We start from the raw sequence: 16,802 nt of genomic DNA, 5'->3' as shown, positions 1-16,802 counted from the left end.
CGGGTGAAAGTCCAAAACTTCGCTGGAGTCACAGCCAACCCTAAATGTATAAATTCCTGTCCGGAAATCCAAAATAGCCAAGTAAGCTTGTACGAATGAATACCAGGCAGAAAGCGGGGAATTCCCATGTCTGAAAAAAGTATACTGGCCTACTTCAAAACCCCGGAGGAAGCGGAAGGGGTCTCCCGTAAGCTGCAGGCACTGCGTGCAGAGGAGATTTCCATTGACCGGTTTAGCAGGTTTGGGGGAAGCGGGCAGGAGCCGGGAGTAAATCCGGTTACCGGCAATTTGGCGAGCATGGATTCGATGAGGGCAGTCAGTGACCATACGGGCATATTAGCTGCGGCGCATACGAGCGGGAGCGGAATGAGCCATGGCGGGGATGGCGGGCCTACAGGCAGAAATATTCTGCTGACGGTTATTGTAGATGCAGCTATTCATGGTCAGGCGATGTCACTGATTGAGGAAGCCGGCGGAATGATTTGAAGCTAAGACAACCAGATTAAGTACATTGGAGGCTGATGGCAAGCTATGGACAGAGAGAACTCGAAGATCTTTTCCAAAACCGAAAAAATGAAAATGCTCTATGAGGCGAAGGCCGAGGATGTTGAATTCTCAGCAGCTGAAGCAGATCAGGATGATATAGAGGCCATGGACCGTTCCCGTGAGGCTGATAAGCGGCAGCTGGGAGAGATTATGAAGAAAGAATAATTCGGTGAAGTCAAGAAGAGATGAGCAGACGAATTGTTGCTACGGATACCCTGCGTAAGTGGGGTATTTTTGTGTTTTGGCGTGTATAATGGAGTGATATGCGAGTCCGGGAGGATACATAAGTGAATACAGTGATAATGTGGGTAGGGCTGGCGCTGCTAGTGGCGCTGTTGACCTTCATGAACCAGAAGCAGGTCTATTCCTCGAAAGTGAAACGAGCTTACCGGGAGCTAAGAATGCTTGCTCAAAAGGTTCGAGCAGAGCAGTCGGAGACGTCAGATCTGGGAGGCTGGGAAGCTTCCATCTCCGAAATGGAAAAGCACCCCAATGAATTCAACAAGCTGGATAAGGAGATCGGACTGCGCCAGGCCTTCGTCCAGTATCTGGAGCGGCATTATCCGCAGGATACGAGACTTCCAGAGCTGCAGGAAGCGGCTGCCTACCGGAAGGACAGCGTGTGGGGAATTAAGATAGGGAATTAAAAAATCTTATCATTTTAAAAGCCGAAACAGCCGTTAATAAGAGTAAAGTGAAATAAGCGTGAGTCGTCCGTATATCAGTTAAAAATTGAGATGTATAGGGAGCAGTCAACATGGAAAATCTAGCAGACCAAGCAGTTACAGACGAACTGGTTGTCAAAGCCTTGGAAAAAAACCTTGCCATGATCCGCTTTGATCTGGATCGGCGTGTCGCCTATGTCAATGAGATCTTTGCCCAGTCAGTGAAATACAAAGCGGAGGACATGTACGGCATGCAGCACAGCCAGCTGTGCTTCCCCTCATTCGTGAACAGTCCGGATTATGAGTTGTTCTGGCAGAATTTAATGGCTGGCCGGAGCTTCCAGGACAAAATTGAACGGATGGACGCAGAGGGGAATTCGGTCTGGCTGGAAGCTACATATATGCCGGTGTTTGATGAGACAAATACCCATGTCATCGGCGTATCCAAGGTGGCCACTAACATTACGGAGAGACAAAACAACATGAGCCATGTCGTGGAGCTAATGCAGGGCATGGCGGATAGCCTTAATCAGCGTGCGGACAAAGGAATTGAGCGGAGTCAGGAGCTGCTGCTGAGTATTGACAGGATTGCCGAGGTGTCGACCGAGAATACCGAAACACTGCTAAGTCTGCAAAAGCAGGCTGCGGCGATCCGCGGCGTAGTGCAGACCATCCGTGATATTGCTTCCCAGACTCATCTGCTTGCCCTGAATGCAGCGATTGAGGCTGCACATGCCGGAGAATTCGGCCGGGGATTCGATGTGGTGGCCAAGGAGGTAAGAAAGCTGTCTGCGATGGTGCAGGATCAGATTACCGAAGTCCGGGACAGTGTCCAGGCCATTACGGAAGAGGTCGGCAGAATATCAACGGGATTGAACCAGGTGCAGGATAATGTGCAGCTCAGCCAGCGGCAGATTCAAGTGGCGCTGGATGAATTCACGCTGATCGCTACCTCTGCACAGGAACTGGACAACCAGGCGCGCGAGGTCATGAATATTATCTAAGCTGTGCTTGCTCTGAAATAGAGCAGTTATTCCCGGACAATCTATTGTAAGCAGTATGCAGCCTGTGCTTTTCAGGTGGACATGCTGCTTTTTTAGTACATATAGCTGGATATGCTGCTGAAAATGAACCTTTTGAAGCCCGGGGTTGTTATAAAGGTAATTCAAACAAGAAAGGAGGGCATGCTCAAGTGGGCAACAGGGAATTATTCCAAACCTACAGCAAGGAGGTATATCGTACCTGCTATTATATGGTACACGATGCTGCCGATGCTGAGGATCTGTGTCAGGAGGTATTCATCACTCTCTTCCGCAGCGAGTGGCAGGGCATTGAATATCTGAAGGCCTGGATTATGAAAATCACCGTCAACACCTGCCTGAACCACCTGAAGCGCAGGAACAGCCTGCAGCAGAAGCTGACGGCCCATCTCCATATGTTCAGGGAGAATCCGCAGCCGCTGGTAGACAAGCTGGTGGAGCAGAAGGAAACGAAGCTGGAATGGGCGGGATACATGTCCCGGCTCCCGGCGAAGATCAGGGCGGTGCTGACGCTGCGGTATATGCATGATTTCAGTCTGGAGGAAATCCGCAAGATGCTGGATATCCCGCTGGGAACTGTGAAGTCCAGACAGCATAAGGGGCTACGGATGATGAAGAGGATTCTGGAAGAAGCGGGCGTTCAGCCCATAACGAAGGAGGACGATGAATATGGACAGAACCGAAGCACAGTTAAAGCGTCGCTTAAATGAGGATCAGGAGCTGAATTACCCTGATTTCGAGCAAATGTGGGGCCGGATTGAGCAGGCCGGATATGTTTCTTCCAAGGGAAGCAGCCATGCCGGAGCAGGGAGCCGCGTCCGCCACCGCAACTGGCGCAAGGTCACTGTAGCAGCCTCATTCAGTGTAGTGCTAATGGCCGTTCCTGTGTATGCCGCCGTGCAATATGATTGGGGCAGCCTGCTGGACCACCGGAGCGGGGTGGAGGCGGCGCTGTCACAGAACCTGGGCCAGCCGCTGGGCCAGACGATCACCAAGGATGGAGTAACGTTGACGCTGCATACAGCGCTCACCGATGAGAACCGGACAGTGATTCTGTATAGTCTGGATGTGGGTCCGGACGGGGGCGACGGCAAGCTGTGGAACATCAATGGAATGACTCTCAAGGATGGCCCGGGACGCAGCGGCAACCAGGAATTCAACAATCAGCAGTGGGACGAGAAGAACAAGCGGTACAACGGTTATTTCGAGACGGACTGGACGCCGGATCAAGAGACGGCCAAGGTAAGTCTGACGGCTGAGCGGATTCAATTGTACTCGCAGCAGGAGGTAGACTTGAAGCTGGATACGGACTCGCCGGAGCGGCAGAGCTTTCCTGTGAACCGGGATGGACTGGAATCCTTCAGCGTACAGCCCTTTAAGGAAGGTACTGACCATCTGATGCTCTCCACTGCCGCCATCTTCGATGATCCGGAAGCCAAGAACTGGGCCTTTCCGCAAATCACTGCTTACCGGGGAGGGCAGCTTGTAAAGAACTCCCGGGCAGGAGCAATGGGTAAGCCGGGAGATAACGGAGAATACACCTCGGTTCAGTATTACAAACCTGCCGATGTGCCGAAGGATCAAACCGTCTATAAGCTGGATTACACGAAGCTTGAAAGGAACATCGACGGTCCTTGGGCGTTTGATTTTGAACTGAGCAAGAAGAAGATGGCGGGCGCGACAATCAAAACTGCGCTGGATCTGCCTCTGGAAGCAGGAAATACAGATAATCGTATTGAGCAGATGGTTGTGACACCTACGCAGGTCCGTGTATCGGTTCGCAGCAAAGCTAAGCCGTTCTCTGAATTGCCGTATGTCAATTATTCTCTCGAGGTGGGCGGCCGGATGCTGGAAGGCGGATTATGGTATTCCATGTCTGAGGACAAAGAGCTGATTGCAGTGCGCTTCGAGCGGCCGTCGGACCTGGAGATTACCAAAGACACGCCAATGACGCTTGTAGGTAATTATAAGGTTACCCGGCATGGGGATGATAAGAAGCCGCTTCAATTAACCAACATCTCCAGCGAGAAGCAGACGGTGATCCGGGAGACCGGCGGTTATCCGGTACAGTGGACCTACTATATGCAGGGTGAGGATCTCTATGTGGAGACGAGGAGCGATGATCCTAAGTTTGGCGGCGTGAACCAGACTCATATCGGTACCGGTAAGGACCGGATCGTAAGTAAGATCGTTTCAACGAAATTCCGCGGAGACGGAAATAACCGGAGCATTGATGTTTATGAGAACTTCAAGGGAACAGAAGCTTCAATATACATGTTCTTCTACTCTACCAATGAACCGGACAAAGAGACACGGGTACAGCTGCAAGGACAATAATAACATTATTTCATTATTTTAACGGGAAGAACCTTGTGTTCTTCTCTTTTTTTCGTATACAGTTAGAAGATATGGCTATGAATAGCTGCCAGAATTATAAGACAAAGGAGAGAATAACTATGGAAATTAAGCGCTGCGACTGGGTAAACTCGGACCCGGTATATATAGCTTATCATGATGAAGAATGGGGCAAGCCGCTGGTTGATGACCTGAAGCTGTTCGAGCTGCTGATGCTGGAGGGGATGCAGGCCGGACTGAGCTGGTATACGGTGCTGAAGAAGCGGGAGGGCTTCCGCGAGGCTTTTGACGGCTTTGATCCGGAGAAAATCGTGCTGTATGGGGAGGACAAGGTCGAAGAGCTGATGCAAAATGTGGGGATTGTGCGCAACCGTCTGAAGATTAAGGGAGTGATTACCAATGCACAGGTGTACCAGCAGATCTGCCGGGAGGAAGAGGATGGCTTTGCCGGTTATCTGTGGAGCTTTGTCGGCGGGACGCCGGTGGTGAATCACTGGAAGAACAGAGCCGAGGTTCCCGCGACGACCCCACAGTCCGATCTGATGAGCAAGGCGCTCAAGCGCAAAGGCATGAAGTTCGTCGGCTCGACGATCTGCTATGCATTTATGCAGGCTTCCGGGATGGTAGATGACCATGCGCTGGATTGTTTTTGCCGCAGCACCCCGTCTGCCGTAGAGAGTTGAACGCAGTTTGGCGCTGAACGGGTAAGAAATGCTATACTAGCTAAGATAAGCTTCGAGGGACATTATGCTCCCAAAACTGAGTCTATGCTTCCGAAGTAAGTTTGTTCGAAGCAGAATCGAGAGAAGTAACGCTCACAAACTTTTAGGAGGATTCATTACCATGCTATGGCAAGAATTGACGGTACATACAACCGAGGAAGCACAGGAGATGATATCCAATCTGCTGGTTGAGGCCGGAGCGGGCGGAGTCTCTATTGAAGAATCCGGGACGCTGAATAAAAACCGGGATACACGTTACGGTGAATTATACGACGAACCGCTCAATGACATCCCCGAAGGGGAAGCGGTCATTAAAGGATATTATGCGGAATCGGTGGACATGGACGCGGTTGTGTCCGAGGTGACGCCAAGGGTGGAAGAGCTGAGAGAGTTCGGCATCGACCCCGGGCTGGCACAGATCTCCTGGAAGACGGTGGATGAGGAGGATTGGGCCCATGCCTGGAAGCAGTACTTCAAGCCGCTGCGCGTCTCGGAGCGGCTGACCATTAAGCCGACATGGGAGGAATATACCCCGGCCTCTGCGGATGAAAAAATTATTGAGATCGACCCCGGCATGGCCTTCGGAACCGGGACGCATCCGACAACGGCGCTGTGCCTTCGCGCTCTTGAAAAGCATATTGTCAGCGGTGACGAGGTCATCGATGTAGGTACGGGCTCCGGCATCCTTGCTGTCGGAGCGATGCTGCTCGGTGCCGCCTCTGTCCTGGCGCTGGATCTGGACCCGGTCGCCGTAGAGAGTGCCCGTGAGAATGTGGCGCTGAACCGGCTGGAGTCCGCAATCACCGTGAAGGAGAGCGATCTGCTCTCGCTGCTGGGCGGTGAGGGGGCGGCGGATACCGCAGCCGGAGAGATGTGGCCTTCAGCCCGGCCAAGCAATACGGCTGACCAAGAGGCCGTTCCTGTTGTTGCCCCAGCGGCAGACGGGCTGGGAGTGACTCTGCCGGTCCAGGTGGTCGTGGCGAATATTCTGGCCGAGATTATTGTGCTGTTCACGGACGATGTCTACCGTGCGCTTCAGCCGGAGGGGATCTATATTACCTCGGGGATTTATAAGGATAAGGAAGGGCTGGTCGCGGAAGCGCTGAAGTCCTCCGGTTTCGAGATTTTAGAAGTAACCCGCGAAGAAGATTGGGTGGCGTTCACAGCCGGAAAGAGGTAGACATGGGTTCCCTGGATCAATTTTTAGTATATCCTTTACAGCAGCTTCCGTTTTTTCTGATTACGATTGTTATTGCGTTTACGGTGCATGAATTCGCCCACGCCTATTTTGCCAATAAATTCGGGGACCCTACAGCACGCCTGCTGGGCCGTATGACCTTGAATCCGGCGGTGCACTTTGACCTCTTCGGCATCATTCTGCTGCTGATTGCCGGCTTCGGCTGGGCGCGTCCGGTTCCCGTGAACCGGGATAACTTCCGCCGTCCCCGTCTGATGGGTGTCATTGTCTCAGCCGCCGGGCCAATCAGCAATCTGCTGCTCGGTATTCTGGGCGCGCTGATCTACGCGATTCTTGTGGGAACGGGCACGATGGATTCGATTAAGAACGAGCAGGTGCTCCGGGCGCTGATCTGGTTCTTCGGGATGTTCATTCACTTCAACTTTTTCCTCTTCGTATTTAACCTGATTCCGCTGCCGCCGCTGGACGGTTACCGGATCGTAGAGGATATCGCACCGCGTCCGATCCGTGGAAGACTTCAGCAGTATGAGCAGTATACGGTTTTCCTTTTCCTGCTGATCATCTTCATTCCGGGTCTGCGCGCCTATACGATAGAACCGCTTAGCTACTGGGCGACACGTACGGGTAATGATTTCTTCCAGCTGTTCCTAAAGATGTTCGGGGTCTGAGTACGGCATTACGGACAGGGACTGTTCAGTGCATGGCAAACGTTGTAGAATATAATGTGATTATTAAGTAGATGAATGATACGTGTGAAGCGGCGGCCGGGACCTGATTTGGCGGGGACTACGCCGCTTTTACGCTGAATAACGGACAGAATGAGGTTGAGAGATGCAGCGTTATTTCGTAACTCCGGCACAGTTCGGACAAGACAAGGTTAGCATTGACGGTGAAGACGCCCGCCATATCGCCAAGGTCATGCGCGGCAAGGCCGGGGACAAGCTGATCGTCAGCGACGGCGTGGCCCGCGAGGCGCTGGCCGAGATTGCTGACATAGAGATTGGCCTGGTCACCGTGAACATACTGGAGCCTCTGGCTATGACTCATGAAGCGCGCATTCAGATTACTGTCGCCCAGAGCCTGCCCAAAGGGGACAAGCTGGAGACAGTCATTCAGAAATGCACTGAGATCGGGGCTGTAGCCTTCACGCCGTTCCTCTCAGAGCGGACCATCGTGCAGTACGATGAGCGCAAGGAGAGCAAGCGGCTAGAGCGCTGGCGCAAAATCTGCAAGGAGGCTGCCGAACAGGCGCACCGGAATATTGTTCCGCAGGTGCATTCACCGCTCAGCTGGAAGCAGCTGCTTCAGAGCTTCAGCAGCTATGACGCCGTCTATTTCTGCTATGAGAAGGAAGAGGGCCTCCAGCTCCGCAGCGCAGCCGCGCCATGGCTGGTATCGCTTCCGCAGGATGCCGCCGCCAAGGTGATGATTGTGGTCGGACCTGAAGGCGGCTTCAGCCCGGAGGAATGCCGTATGGCTGAGGAGGCCGGAGCCGTCTCTGTCGGGCTGGGGCCGCGTATTCTGCGCTGTGAAACCGCAGGTATGGTTGCCGCCGCCTGCATTTTATATGAATCCGGAGAAATGGGAGGAGCTTAAACCATGCCATCTGTAGCTTTTTATACATTGGGCTGCAAAGTCAATTTCTATGATACCGAGGCCATCTGGCAGCTCTTTAAGAATGATGGATACGAGCAGGTAGATTTCGAGGGGGCCGCCGATGTCTATCTGATTAACACCTGTACAGTGACCAATACGGGCGACAAAAAAAGCCGGCAGATGATCCGCCGCGCAGTGCGCCGCAATCCAGACGCCATCGTAGCGGTTACCGGCTGCTACGCGCAGACCTCACCTGGAGAGATTCTCGATATTCCCGGAGTCGATCTGGTGATCGGCAACCAGGACCGTGAACAGATCATGACGCATGTAAAGAATATTCAGGAGTCACGCCAGCCCGTGAATGCGGTCCGCAACATTATGAAGACGCGTGAGTTCGAGGAGATGGATGTGCCCGGGTTCGCTGACCGGACGCGGGCGTTCATGAAGATACAGGACGGCTGCAACAACTTCTGTACCTTCTGCATTATTCCCTGGTCGCGCGGTCTGTCGCGCAGCCGTGATCCGAAATCGATTGTCGCCCAGGCGCATCAGCTGGTGGAGGCCGGATACAAGGAATTCGTGCTGACCGGCATCCATACCGGAGGGTACGGGGATGATCTGGACAACTACCGCCTCGCTGACCTGCTCTGGGAGCTGGATAAGGTGGACGGGCTGGAGCGTGTCCGCATCAGCTCCATTGAAGCGAGCCAGATTGATGAGAAGCTGCTGGAGGTGCTGAACCGCAGCACCAAGATGTGCCGCCATCTGCATATTCCGCTCCAGGCGGGCCATAACGAGGTGCTGAAGGCGATGCGCCGGAAGTATACCACGGAAGAGTATTTTGCCAAAATGCAGCTGATCCGTCAGGCCATGCCGGATGTGGGCATCACAACCGATGTGATCGTCGGCTTCCCGGGCGAGACGGATGAGATGTTCCGGGCAGGCTACGACTTCATGAAGGCGGTCAACTATTCGGAGATGCATGTCTTCCCGTATTCCAAACGGACCGGAACCCCGGCTGCACGGATGCTCAATCAGGTCGATGAGGAGATCAAGAATGCGCGTGTGCAGGAGCTGATTGACCTCTCTGAAGAGATGCAGCTAGCTTATGCCCGGCGGTTCGTCGGCAAGACGTTATCCGTGATCCCGGAGCGGGCGGCCAAAGGCTCGGCGGGACGCAGCGTACAGCACGGCTTCAGCGATAACTATCTGCAGGTTCTGTTTGACGGCGACGATTCACTGCAGGGCGAGCTGTGCCAGGTGAAGGTAACCGAAGCCGGCGTGAATGAATGCCGGGGCGAGCTTGTTAGTGTTAGCCGGGCAGTGGCAACCCCCTGACCGTACAGACTGCTACAGGATGTCTTCTATGCCTTTGACGGCAGGAAGACATCCTTTTTTTCGTTATCCCGTAATTAGCTATTTAAATTGGACTTAAAAAATATATAAATTAACAAAAGAGCAAAAGAAGTGGAGGGGAAATTTGGAACTGTAGGAGCGATAGCGACCGCCTTTGTATTTGGATTTCTACCGCGAGAAGCGGTTTTAATCAAGAAATCCAAATTGGGCAGCGGCCGGAGGGCCAAATGTTCACCGCAACGACGACCATGCTTCAATTGCTAATCTTAAGTGCTTTTTAAATACAATTTATATAGTTACAAAGACCTGAATTTGCCCGGGAATCGTGAAATATGGAAAATGGGGTAAAGACTTGGGCCGGATTTGTCGATATAGTGGAAGAGAGTGGCAAAAAGTCCACCGATAATCAGACCGTCTAAGGAGAGAACAGATGACCGTGTACAGGAAAATGACAAAAACGCTCCTCATTATGATATTGCTCGTTGTGGCCGCTTTTCCGGTAAACGTCTTTGCCGCTGCTGGAGACACTATCTCTATTGAATTCGACAGCTCAGCCAAGGTAGAGCTTACCGTTGGCCAGTCACCGAAGCAGCTTAAGCTATATGCCAATGTAGAGGGCTCCGCTTCCAAACGGGATGTGACGGCAGCCGCAACATGGACCTCTTCCAAGAAAGAAGTAGTTACAGTATTAAATGGCCAGCTTACACCGGTGAATTCCGGAACGGCGGTAATTACAGCAACTCTCAATAATGCGATAGCCTCTGTAGAGGTGTCGGTCACCCATGCCTTCAAGGAACTGAAATTGACCCGCAGCACAGAGGGCAGCTATAAATTAGGCGACAAAGAGGAATTGCTGTCTGTTACGGCCACCGCCATCGGCGGAACCTCGGCCACTGCGGAGAAGGATGTCACGAAGGATGCGGAATGGAGCAGCTCGAATACGGGCGTGTTGACCATTGCTGCAGGCAAGATTACGCTGGTCGGTGAAGGTAAGGCTACCATTACCGCCAAGTACAAAGGATTAACCGAAACGATCAAAGCGGTGGTAGAGCTTCCTTATGCCGCTATCGTGCTGAAAGACAAGAATGACACCATCGTCAAGGAAATGGAAATGCTGGTCGGGGACCATCCGGCCAAGCTGACCGCCAAGACCAAAGCCACTTCGGCAAGTCCGGAGATTACCCTGGGCAATGAGGTGGAATGGAGCAGCTCCAGCGAGAGCGTAGCTACTGTTAAAGACGGTGAGATTACCATCCTGGGCGTGGGTAAAACGGTCATCACCGCAAGCTATCTGGGTGTCACCCAGTCGGTGGATGTCTATGTGCGTGCGCCTTATGAAGCGCTGCTGCTGACGCCTTCCGGCGACCAGTCGCTTTTCCTGGGGGAGAGTCTGAATGTAACCGCAGCAATGCGGAATGCTGTCAATTCAACGTCGAACGAAACAGCGTCCGCCGTTTGGACCTCGGATAACCTGATGAATGCTACAGTAACCGCCAATACGGCGGATGCAAGCAACGCTTATGCCACTGTTACGGGTAAAGCGGTAGGAACTTCAATCATTAAGGCCAGCTATCTGGGCATCAGCAAAAGCTTCAAGATCACCGTCTATCCAACCCTGACGGAGCTGGGCCTGGAGAAGACGGAGCAGGAAATCTACACGGCGGATGCAGTAAGCCTGCCGAAGGTGACCGGAACCAAGTATGACGGCACCAAGCTGGATATCAGCGATGAGATGGAGTGGACCTCTGCGAATGAAGAGATTGTCTCCATCAAGGACGGGAAGTTTGTCGGCGGCAAGGCAGGCACAGCGATCCTGACCGGGAAGCTCAAGACGGGTGAAGTGACCTCTGCTTCGGCTGCGGCGATCCGCTCCAAGAGCGTTCAGTTTAATGTAACGGTTCAGAATAAAGTGCTTGTCCTGATCGGACCCGATGCTGCTCTGGGAGTAGTGATTGGTGAAGAGCTGCCACTGCCCGCTGTCCAGGCTGTGCTGGAGAATGGCGACGAGCTGGATGTGTCGGGAAGCATCAAATGGGAGCTGAGCGGCAGCAATGCGGTTCTTAAGCAGACAACTGCCGCCAAGACCATCAAGGGACTGGTCAAAGGTACGGCAACCCTGAAGGGAACCTACTCCAACAAGACCATCAGTGTTCCGGTAACGATTGAACAGAAGGTCGTGAAGCTGGTGGTGGACCCGGCAACGCTGGAAATGAACATCAAGGCGTCCAAGTCCATTAAGGCCACCGGATACTTTTCAAACGGCAAATCTGCCAACTTCTCGGGGGTAATGAACTGGGAATCTTCGAACCCGGCTGTGGCTACTATTAAGGGAACTTCCGTCAAAGCATTGGCTGAGGGTACAACTACCCTGACCGGTTCCTACCAGGGCATTCAGGCGACGGTTAAGATAACGGTTGTTCCCAAGCTGATGAAGCTTACAGTCAGTGAGAACCGGCTGAGTCTTGCACCGGGCGCAGGCAAAAACGTAGTGGTAACCGCGCTGTATGATACCGGCCGCACTGCAGTTGTCACAGGAAGCATGGTCTGGACCAGCTCCAAGCCTGCTGTCGCCAAGGTGAGTGCCACCGGGCAGATTACAGCAGTGAGCAAGGGGAGCGCATCTATTAAAGGAAAACTGGGGACTAAGACAGTCTCGGTATCTGTTAGTGTGAAATAGTGTAATGCTGCTTGCGGTTTGAGCGGCAACAAGACCTGCACATTCGTCTATATGGACGGTGTGCAGGTTTTTTTGTTGAAGTAAGGGAAGAGCCGGACACGCTGGAGATGTCTATTCCGGAGCATTCCATTCTGCGCTTCCAGTTCCTTAAGGTGGAGCTCCGTAAGCAGAACTGGCGGCGGTTCATCGACTCAGACAATGCAGTGGCTGCTGCGTTATTAGCGAAGATGGGTTATACTACAAGAGAAGCGAGAGAAGTACGGCGGGAATTGGATAAGATTAAGAAGCTGATGTAAATATAGACCTGGGGTGATGGCGCCCTAGGTCTTTTTTGAAGTATAATGAGGACTGCGATTACGATTCTTGGAAGACTCAGGACTGCAGCCGTTGCTCCAGCCTGGACCAGACGCGCATATAGCATAACGGCAGTACACCAAGCGAACAGACGACGTTGAAAATAGTCTGGGCATGGGTGAGCTGGGCGGCAGGTCCGCCGCCGATCCAGCCGGACAGGGCTTGCAGCGGCTGGATGAAGGGCAGGAAGAGCAGGGCGCCGCCGATATTCAGCGTCACATGCGACCAGGCGACGAATACGCCGGAAGGCGTACTGCCAATGGCGGCAATGACGGCAGTGACGCAGGTGCCGATGTTCGCGCCGAGCACGATGGCAATGCCAAGCGCAGGCGGCATCACGCCGCTGGCAGCGAGGCCCATCGCCATGCCGATGACTGCGGCGCTGCTGTGCACCATCGCCGTCAGCACAGCCCCGGCGGCCAGCCCCCAGAGAGCGCTGGTTGCGGCATGCCCGAGGAACCAGCGGAACAGGGCGCTGCCTTCAAGGGCAGGGCCGATGGACTGCATGACCGCGATGCCCCACAGGACGAGCGCGAAGCCGGTGACCGCGAGGCAGATGAACTGCAGCGGTCCCGAGATCCGGCGGCAGGCCTCAAGCAGCCGCCGGGACTGCGGGGCCAGCTCGCCGGTCATCACGGCGGCGGCCCACAGGCAGAGCGCCGCGATCAGCAGCGGCGCGGCCAGCGTGCTGATCTGCAGGCTGATCAGCTCCGTTGTCAGGCAGGTGCCGATGTTGCTGCCGAGAATAATGCCAAGCGTGCGGGCATAGGTCAGCAGCCCGGCATTGACCATGCCGATGGTCAGCACCGTTACAGCGGTGCTGCTCTGCAGCAGCGCCGATAGCAGGGCGCTGACGATCAGGCCTTTGGCCGGTGTGGAGGTCGCCTTGTGCAGGCTGCGCTTCAGCAGCGGACCGGCCAGCCGCGACAACGAGGCTTCCATCACCTTCATCCCGGCGAGGAATATGACAAGACCATAGAGGACAGGGAATAACAGTTCACGGATCATAAGGACAGGCTCCTTTTTGAAAAGATAAGAAATTATTGGTTTCACACAATAACTTATCCTTCTATTTCTCGCTGAAACGGAACCGTCCTTGAGAGGACAGCACAGCCGTTTCCACTTATATTGTTTCGGGGTCCCCGCAAAGTACCTGGGACATCCTCGAAGCTAAAGCCTCACTTTGTGGGGTTATTTTACGGGGGTTGTACCAATATATGAACGCCAGGCATAGGACATGTATATTAATCTGGCAACAAGAATAGGGAGTTGAAGGTATTGGCATCAGTAATTCTGGAACGCAACCGTAAAAAAAGACTGGAGCAGGGCCATCCATGGGTCTTCGCCAGTGAAGTAGCATCTGTAGACGGAGATCCGCAGCCAGGCGGACTGGTGGATGTTCTGACTCATCAGGGGCGGTACTTGGCTACCGGGTATTATAATCCGGCTTCACAGATCCGGGTGAGAATTCTGTCGCAGCATAAGCTGGCGGCGATGGACACGGCGTTTTTTGCACAGCGGTTCTCGGACTGTCTGCGGCATAGGGAACGCTTCCTGCCGGGGGCGGACGCTTACCGTCTGGTCTACGGGGAAGCGGATTTTCTGCCGGGGCTGATCATTGACCGCTTCGGTGAAGTCCTTGTGGTGCAGCTGCTGACACTGGCTATGGATCAGCACCGCTCCGAGATTGTGGAGGCGCTGGTGCAGGTGATGGCGCCGCGTGGCATCTACGAGCGCAGCGATGTCAGTGTGCGGGAGCTGGAGGGACTGGAACAGACCACGGGTGTGCTCTACGGCGAATGCCCGCGCCACATTACCGTAAGTGAGAACGGGCTGAAGGTCATCGTTGATATTGAAGAGGGGCAGAAGACCGGCTACTTCTTCGATCAGAGGGAGAATAGAGCATCGATTGCTCCGCTGATGAAGGGCTGGGGCGGGCGCAGCGGAATTACAATGCAGAACGTAGCAGCCGAGGATGGTTCACTTCAGACGCTGCCAGTCAATAAAAGCGGCAAGCCTGTCACCTTCCCGTACTGGGATGGTGCGACTGTGCTGGAATGCTTTGCGCATACGGGAAGCTTCACATTGCATGCCTGCAAGTACGGTGCCAAGAAGGTAACCTGCCTGGATGTATCCGCGCATGCCATCGAGAGTGCAAAGGCCAATGTGGAGATCAACGGATTCAGCGACCGGGTGGAATTCGTGGTAGATGATGCATTTGCCTTCCTGCGCAATCAGGTTAAGGGTCAGGAGGAACGCACCGAGCGTGCTACGGGCGGCGCGGCGGCAGAAGGGACAAGCGGAAGCAAACCGGCTGCCAAGGCAGATACCGCGAAGCCGATGACCGCCGGGGGCGGACGCACATGGGATGTCGTGATTCTGGACCCGCCCGCTTTTGCCAAGACCAAAAGTGCAGTGGCAGGTGCCGTACGCGGGTACAAAGACATCAATCTGCAGGGTATGAAGTTGGTGAATGACGGGGGATATCTGGTCACGGCCAGTTGTTCATACCACATGCAGCCGCAGCTGTTCCTTGACACGATCATGGAGGCGGCCAAGGATGCCGGCAAGGTGCTGAGACTGATCGAATGGCGGGCCGCAGGCAAGGATCATCCGCAGATTCTCGGCGTGGACGAGGGGCATTATCTCAAGTTTGCCATCTTTGAGGTGCGCAGCAAATAGAAGTTTCAGACCCGGCGGCCCAGCCGGTTTTGCGGGAAGAGTCTCTTTTATAGAGGCTCTTTTTTATAGGGTTCAGACTCAAAATCAGCAGTTGTCCTATCTTCATCAACCATACGTGGACACCCCGTGGTGAGGCTGGGCAGGGGAATAAGAAAGTAGTCTATTGGCCCACGCCGCAAAAGTCGACCGGCCGAATGTGTGCGAGAAACCGAATAGCGAAAAACCGAACACAATGGGTCCGGAGAGGAGGGCTACGGGACGAGTATGCAAGTGGGGAAGGGAGGGGGGGCAAATGTTATGTGTGAGGAGGGAAACGGTCGTTAGCACTAATACAAATAGATGTATTTGGTACAGTTAAAAGATGGCTCAAAACCAGAAAAGCTGTGATAGCTGTATTCTATACAATTAAAAATGGCTTAGAGTGTCTGAAGCGGTGAAAACCGGATTTTTAGTTGCAGAGAATACACTTAAACCTGTTAACGAGCTATTTTGGCCGCTTTTAGTTGTACCAAATACACCTAAGCACCAAATCCGCTCCAATCCACCCCCACCGCCCCAATCCTGCCACCGCCGCACCCACCTCTCGCCGCCCGCCCCAGCTCAGTAACATCCTCCCCTTTCAATAGTTGATTTCCCTATCCCGGCAGCGTAGGCGGACCCTCTATAATCAAGGTACAGATTCTAAGGGGGGCCGTTTATGAAACAGAAAAAAATACATGCCTACGTCTTTGTATTTCCCAGCTTGTTCCTGACCCTGGTGTTCGGCATTTATCCTCTGCTGTGGGCCTTGCGCTATATGTTCTATGACTATCAGGGGTTCGGGACGCCTGTATTTATCGGCCTCGATAACTTCGGGCGGGTAATGCGCGACCATCAGTTCTGGTCCGCTGTCGGCAATACCGGGATCTATGCGCTCGGCAAGCTCGTGGTGACGATTCCGATGTCGCTGCTGCTGGCGATTATCCTGAACCGCAAAATGAAGGGGCGTTCCTTTCTGCGGGCGATTTATTATCTGCCTACGATCTTCAGCGCCTCGGTGATGGCGATTGTCTTCTTCATTATTTTCAACTCCTATAACGGGATCTTGAATCAGCTGCTGATCCGCTTCCATATCATCAACGAACCGATTGGCTGGCTCAGCGCCGACCATGCGATGATGACCACCATCATTATTGCTATCTGGGGTGCGGTCGGTAACTATATGCTGTTGTTCCTCGCGGGACTCCAAGGCATTCCGAATGATCTGTACGAAGCGGCCTCGCTGGACGGGGCGAATGAATTCCAGAAGCTGAAGAATGTGACCATCCCGCTGCTGGGACCAGTGATGCAGATGATTATCATGCTGGCGATCACCATCTCGCTGAAGGGCTATGAGAGCATTATGGTGCTAACCGAAGGCGGGCCGTACGGCAAAACAGAAGTCATGTACCTGTACCTGTTCAAGCTCCTATTCCCGGTCTCGGCGGAAGCGCAGTCCATCCAGCAGCTCGGCTATGGCAGCGCAGTCGGCTTCACCACTGCGGTTATTGTGGGCGGCGTGACGCTGGTCTACTTCCGGATCTCCAAGAAATTAAACGATGTGTACTAGAACCGACAGGAGGAGAGCAGAAT

16 protein-coding genes are annotated in these 16,802 nt (G+C 53.7%); 15 read left to right on the top strand and 1 reads right to left on the bottom strand.

Annotation, left to right across the window (positions count from 1 at the left end; genetic code table 11):
- Positions 1 to 126: 126 nt before the first annotated feature.
- From J2Z70_RS09830 to J2Z70_RS09770, 13 genes are all read left to right on the top strand, one after another.
- A complete protein-coding gene (locus tag J2Z70_RS09830) occupies positions 127 to 486 on the top strand; it encodes a hypothetical protein (protein WP_209872151.1) in 360 nt (119 codons plus the stop codon).
- 45 nt (positions 487 to 531) lie between these two features.
- A complete protein-coding gene (locus J2Z70_RS09825) occupies positions 532 to 711 on the top strand; it encodes a YfhD family protein (RefSeq protein WP_036732220.1) in 180 nt (59 codons plus the stop codon).
- A 122-nt stretch (positions 712 to 833) separates the two neighbouring features.
- Positions 834 to 1,193 (top strand): hypothetical protein, encoded by a 360-nt coding sequence (locus tag J2Z70_RS09820; RefSeq protein ID WP_209872148.1) that lies wholly within the window; start codon positions 834 to 836, stop codon positions 1,191 to 1,193.
- A gap of 110 nt (positions 1,194 to 1,303) precedes the next feature.
- Entirely contained in the window at positions 1,304 to 2,215 is a 912-nt protein-coding gene (locus J2Z70_RS09815) for a methyl-accepting chemotaxis protein (RefSeq protein WP_036732215.1), read from the top strand.
- A 188-nt stretch (positions 2,216 to 2,403) separates the two neighbouring features.
- Entirely contained in the window at positions 2,404 to 2,961 is a 558-nt protein-coding gene (locus J2Z70_RS09810) for an RNA polymerase sigma factor (RefSeq protein ID WP_209872145.1), read from the top strand.
- Positions 2,921 to 4,588: a DUF4179 domain-containing protein gene (locus J2Z70_RS09805; protein WP_209872143.1), complete on the top strand. Its 1,668-nt coding sequence runs from the start codon at positions 2,921 to 2,923 to the stop codon at positions 4,586 to 4,588. The genes J2Z70_RS09810 and J2Z70_RS09805 overlap by 41 nt, the downstream gene beginning before the upstream one ends.
- A gap of 119 nt (positions 4,589 to 4,707) precedes the next feature.
- A complete protein-coding gene (locus tag J2Z70_RS09800) occupies positions 4,708 to 5,289 on the top strand; it encodes a DNA-3-methyladenine glycosylase I (RefSeq protein ID WP_209872140.1) in 582 nt (193 codons plus the stop codon).
- A 160-nt stretch (positions 5,290 to 5,449) separates the two neighbouring features.
- Complete coding sequence (prmA, locus tag J2Z70_RS09795) at positions 5,450 to 6,508, top strand: 50S ribosomal protein L11 methyltransferase (RefSeq protein ID WP_209872137.1); 1,059 nt, start codon at positions 5,450 to 5,452, stop codon at positions 6,506 to 6,508.
- 2 nt (positions 6,509 to 6,510) lie between these two features.
- Complete coding sequence (locus J2Z70_RS09790; protein ID WP_036732205.1) at positions 6,511 to 7,194, top strand: site-2 protease family protein; 684 nt, start codon at positions 6,511 to 6,513, stop codon at positions 7,192 to 7,194.
- Positions 7,195 to 7,357: 163 nt separating this feature from the next.
- Positions 7,358 to 8,122, top strand: a complete 765-nt coding sequence (locus J2Z70_RS09785) for an RsmE family RNA methyltransferase (protein WP_209872132.1) — start codon at positions 7,358 to 7,360, stop codon at positions 8,120 to 8,122.
- A gap of 3 nt (positions 8,123 to 8,125) precedes the next feature.
- Complete coding sequence (gene mtaB / locus J2Z70_RS09780; RefSeq protein ID WP_209872129.1) at positions 8,126 to 9,460, top strand: tRNA (N(6)-L-threonylcarbamoyladenosine(37)-C(2))-methylthiotransferase MtaB; 1,335 nt, start codon at positions 8,126 to 8,128, stop codon at positions 9,458 to 9,460.
- Between the two features lie 466 nt (positions 9,461 to 9,926).
- On the top strand, positions 9,927 to 12,155 hold the full coding sequence (locus tag J2Z70_RS09775; RefSeq protein WP_245368120.1) for an Ig-like domain-containing protein: 2,229 nt from the start codon (positions 9,927 to 9,929) through the stop codon (positions 12,153 to 12,155).
- 107 nt (positions 12,156 to 12,262) lie between these two features.
- Complete coding sequence (locus tag J2Z70_RS09770; protein WP_209872124.1) at positions 12,263 to 12,451, top strand: hypothetical protein; 189 nt, start codon at positions 12,263 to 12,265, stop codon at positions 12,449 to 12,451.
- 76 nt (positions 12,452 to 12,527) lie between these two features.
- Here J2Z70_RS09770 and J2Z70_RS09765 read toward each other — a convergent pair whose 3' ends face one another.
- Entirely contained in the window at positions 12,528 to 13,517 is a 990-nt protein-coding gene (locus J2Z70_RS09765; RefSeq protein WP_209872494.1) for a Na/Pi cotransporter family protein, read from the bottom strand.
- Positions 13,518 to 13,787: 270 nt separating this feature from the next.
- Between J2Z70_RS09765 and J2Z70_RS09760 the strand changes: the two genes are divergently transcribed.
- Both J2Z70_RS09760 and J2Z70_RS09755 read left to right on the top strand, forming a co-directional pair.
- Positions 13,788 to 15,191, top strand: coding sequence for a class I SAM-dependent rRNA methyltransferase (locus J2Z70_RS09760; RefSeq protein ID WP_209872121.1), 1,404 nt, complete (start codon positions 13,788 to 13,790; stop codon positions 15,189 to 15,191).
- 697 nt (positions 15,192 to 15,888) lie between these two features.
- Positions 15,889 to 16,779 carry a carbohydrate ABC transporter permease gene (locus tag J2Z70_RS09755; protein ID WP_209872118.1) on the top strand — a complete coding sequence of 297 codons (891 nt, stop codon included), beginning with the start codon at positions 15,889 to 15,891 and terminating at the stop codon, positions 16,777 to 16,779.
- Positions 16,780 to 16,802: the final 23 nt, after the last annotated feature.

The organism is Paenibacillus silagei, assembly GCF_017874735.1.
Lineage (GTDB): Bacteria > Bacillota > Bacilli > Paenibacillales > Paenibacillaceae > Paenibacillus_AQ > Paenibacillus_AQ silagei.
Note: the sequence above shows the minus strand (reverse complement) of the source record. Positions and strands in the feature narration are given on the sequence as shown.

What these genes read in the sequence shown, in the direction of transcription:
- J2Z70_RS09765 (WP_209872494.1), bottom strand. Translation starts at nt 13,517, where the DNA reads ATGATCCGTGAACTGTTATTCCCTGTCCTCTATGGTCTTGTCATATTC.
- J2Z70_RS09825 (WP_036732220.1), top strand. Translation starts at nt 532, where the DNA reads ATGGACAGAGAGAACTCGAAGATCTTTTCCAAAACCGAAAAAATGAAA.
- prmA (WP_209872137.1), top strand. Translation starts at nt 5,450, where the DNA reads ATGCTATGGCAAGAATTGACGGTACATACAACCGAGGAAGCACAGGAG.
- J2Z70_RS09830 (WP_209872151.1), top strand. Translation starts at nt 127, where the DNA reads ATGTCTGAAAAAAGTATACTGGCCTACTTCAAAACCCCGGAGGAAGCG.
- J2Z70_RS09790 (WP_036732205.1), top strand. Translation starts at nt 6,511, where the DNA reads ATGGGTTCCCTGGATCAATTTTTAGTATATCCTTTACAGCAGCTTCCG.
- mtaB (WP_209872129.1), top strand. Translation starts at nt 8,126, where the DNA reads ATGCCATCTGTAGCTTTTTATACATTGGGCTGCAAAGTCAATTTCTAT.
- J2Z70_RS09755 (WP_209872118.1), top strand. Translation starts at nt 15,889, where the DNA reads ATGAAACAGAAAAAAATACATGCCTACGTCTTTGTATTTCCCAGCTTG.
- J2Z70_RS09785 (WP_209872132.1), top strand. Translation starts at nt 7,358, where the DNA reads ATGCAGCGTTATTTCGTAACTCCGGCACAGTTCGGACAAGACAAGGTT.
- J2Z70_RS09805 (WP_209872143.1), top strand. Translation starts at nt 2,921, where the DNA reads ATGGACAGAACCGAAGCACAGTTAAAGCGTCGCTTAAATGAGGATCAG.
- J2Z70_RS09800 (WP_209872140.1), top strand. Translation starts at nt 4,708, where the DNA reads ATGGAAATTAAGCGCTGCGACTGGGTAAACTCGGACCCGGTATATATA.
- J2Z70_RS09775 (WP_245368120.1), top strand. Translation starts at nt 9,927, where the DNA reads ATGACAAAAACGCTCCTCATTATGATATTGCTCGTTGTGGCCGCTTTT.
- J2Z70_RS09770 (WP_209872124.1), top strand. Translation starts at nt 12,263, where the DNA reads ATGTCTATTCCGGAGCATTCCATTCTGCGCTTCCAGTTCCTTAAGGTG.
- J2Z70_RS09815 (WP_036732215.1), top strand. Translation starts at nt 1,304, where the DNA reads ATGGAAAATCTAGCAGACCAAGCAGTTACAGACGAACTGGTTGTCAAA.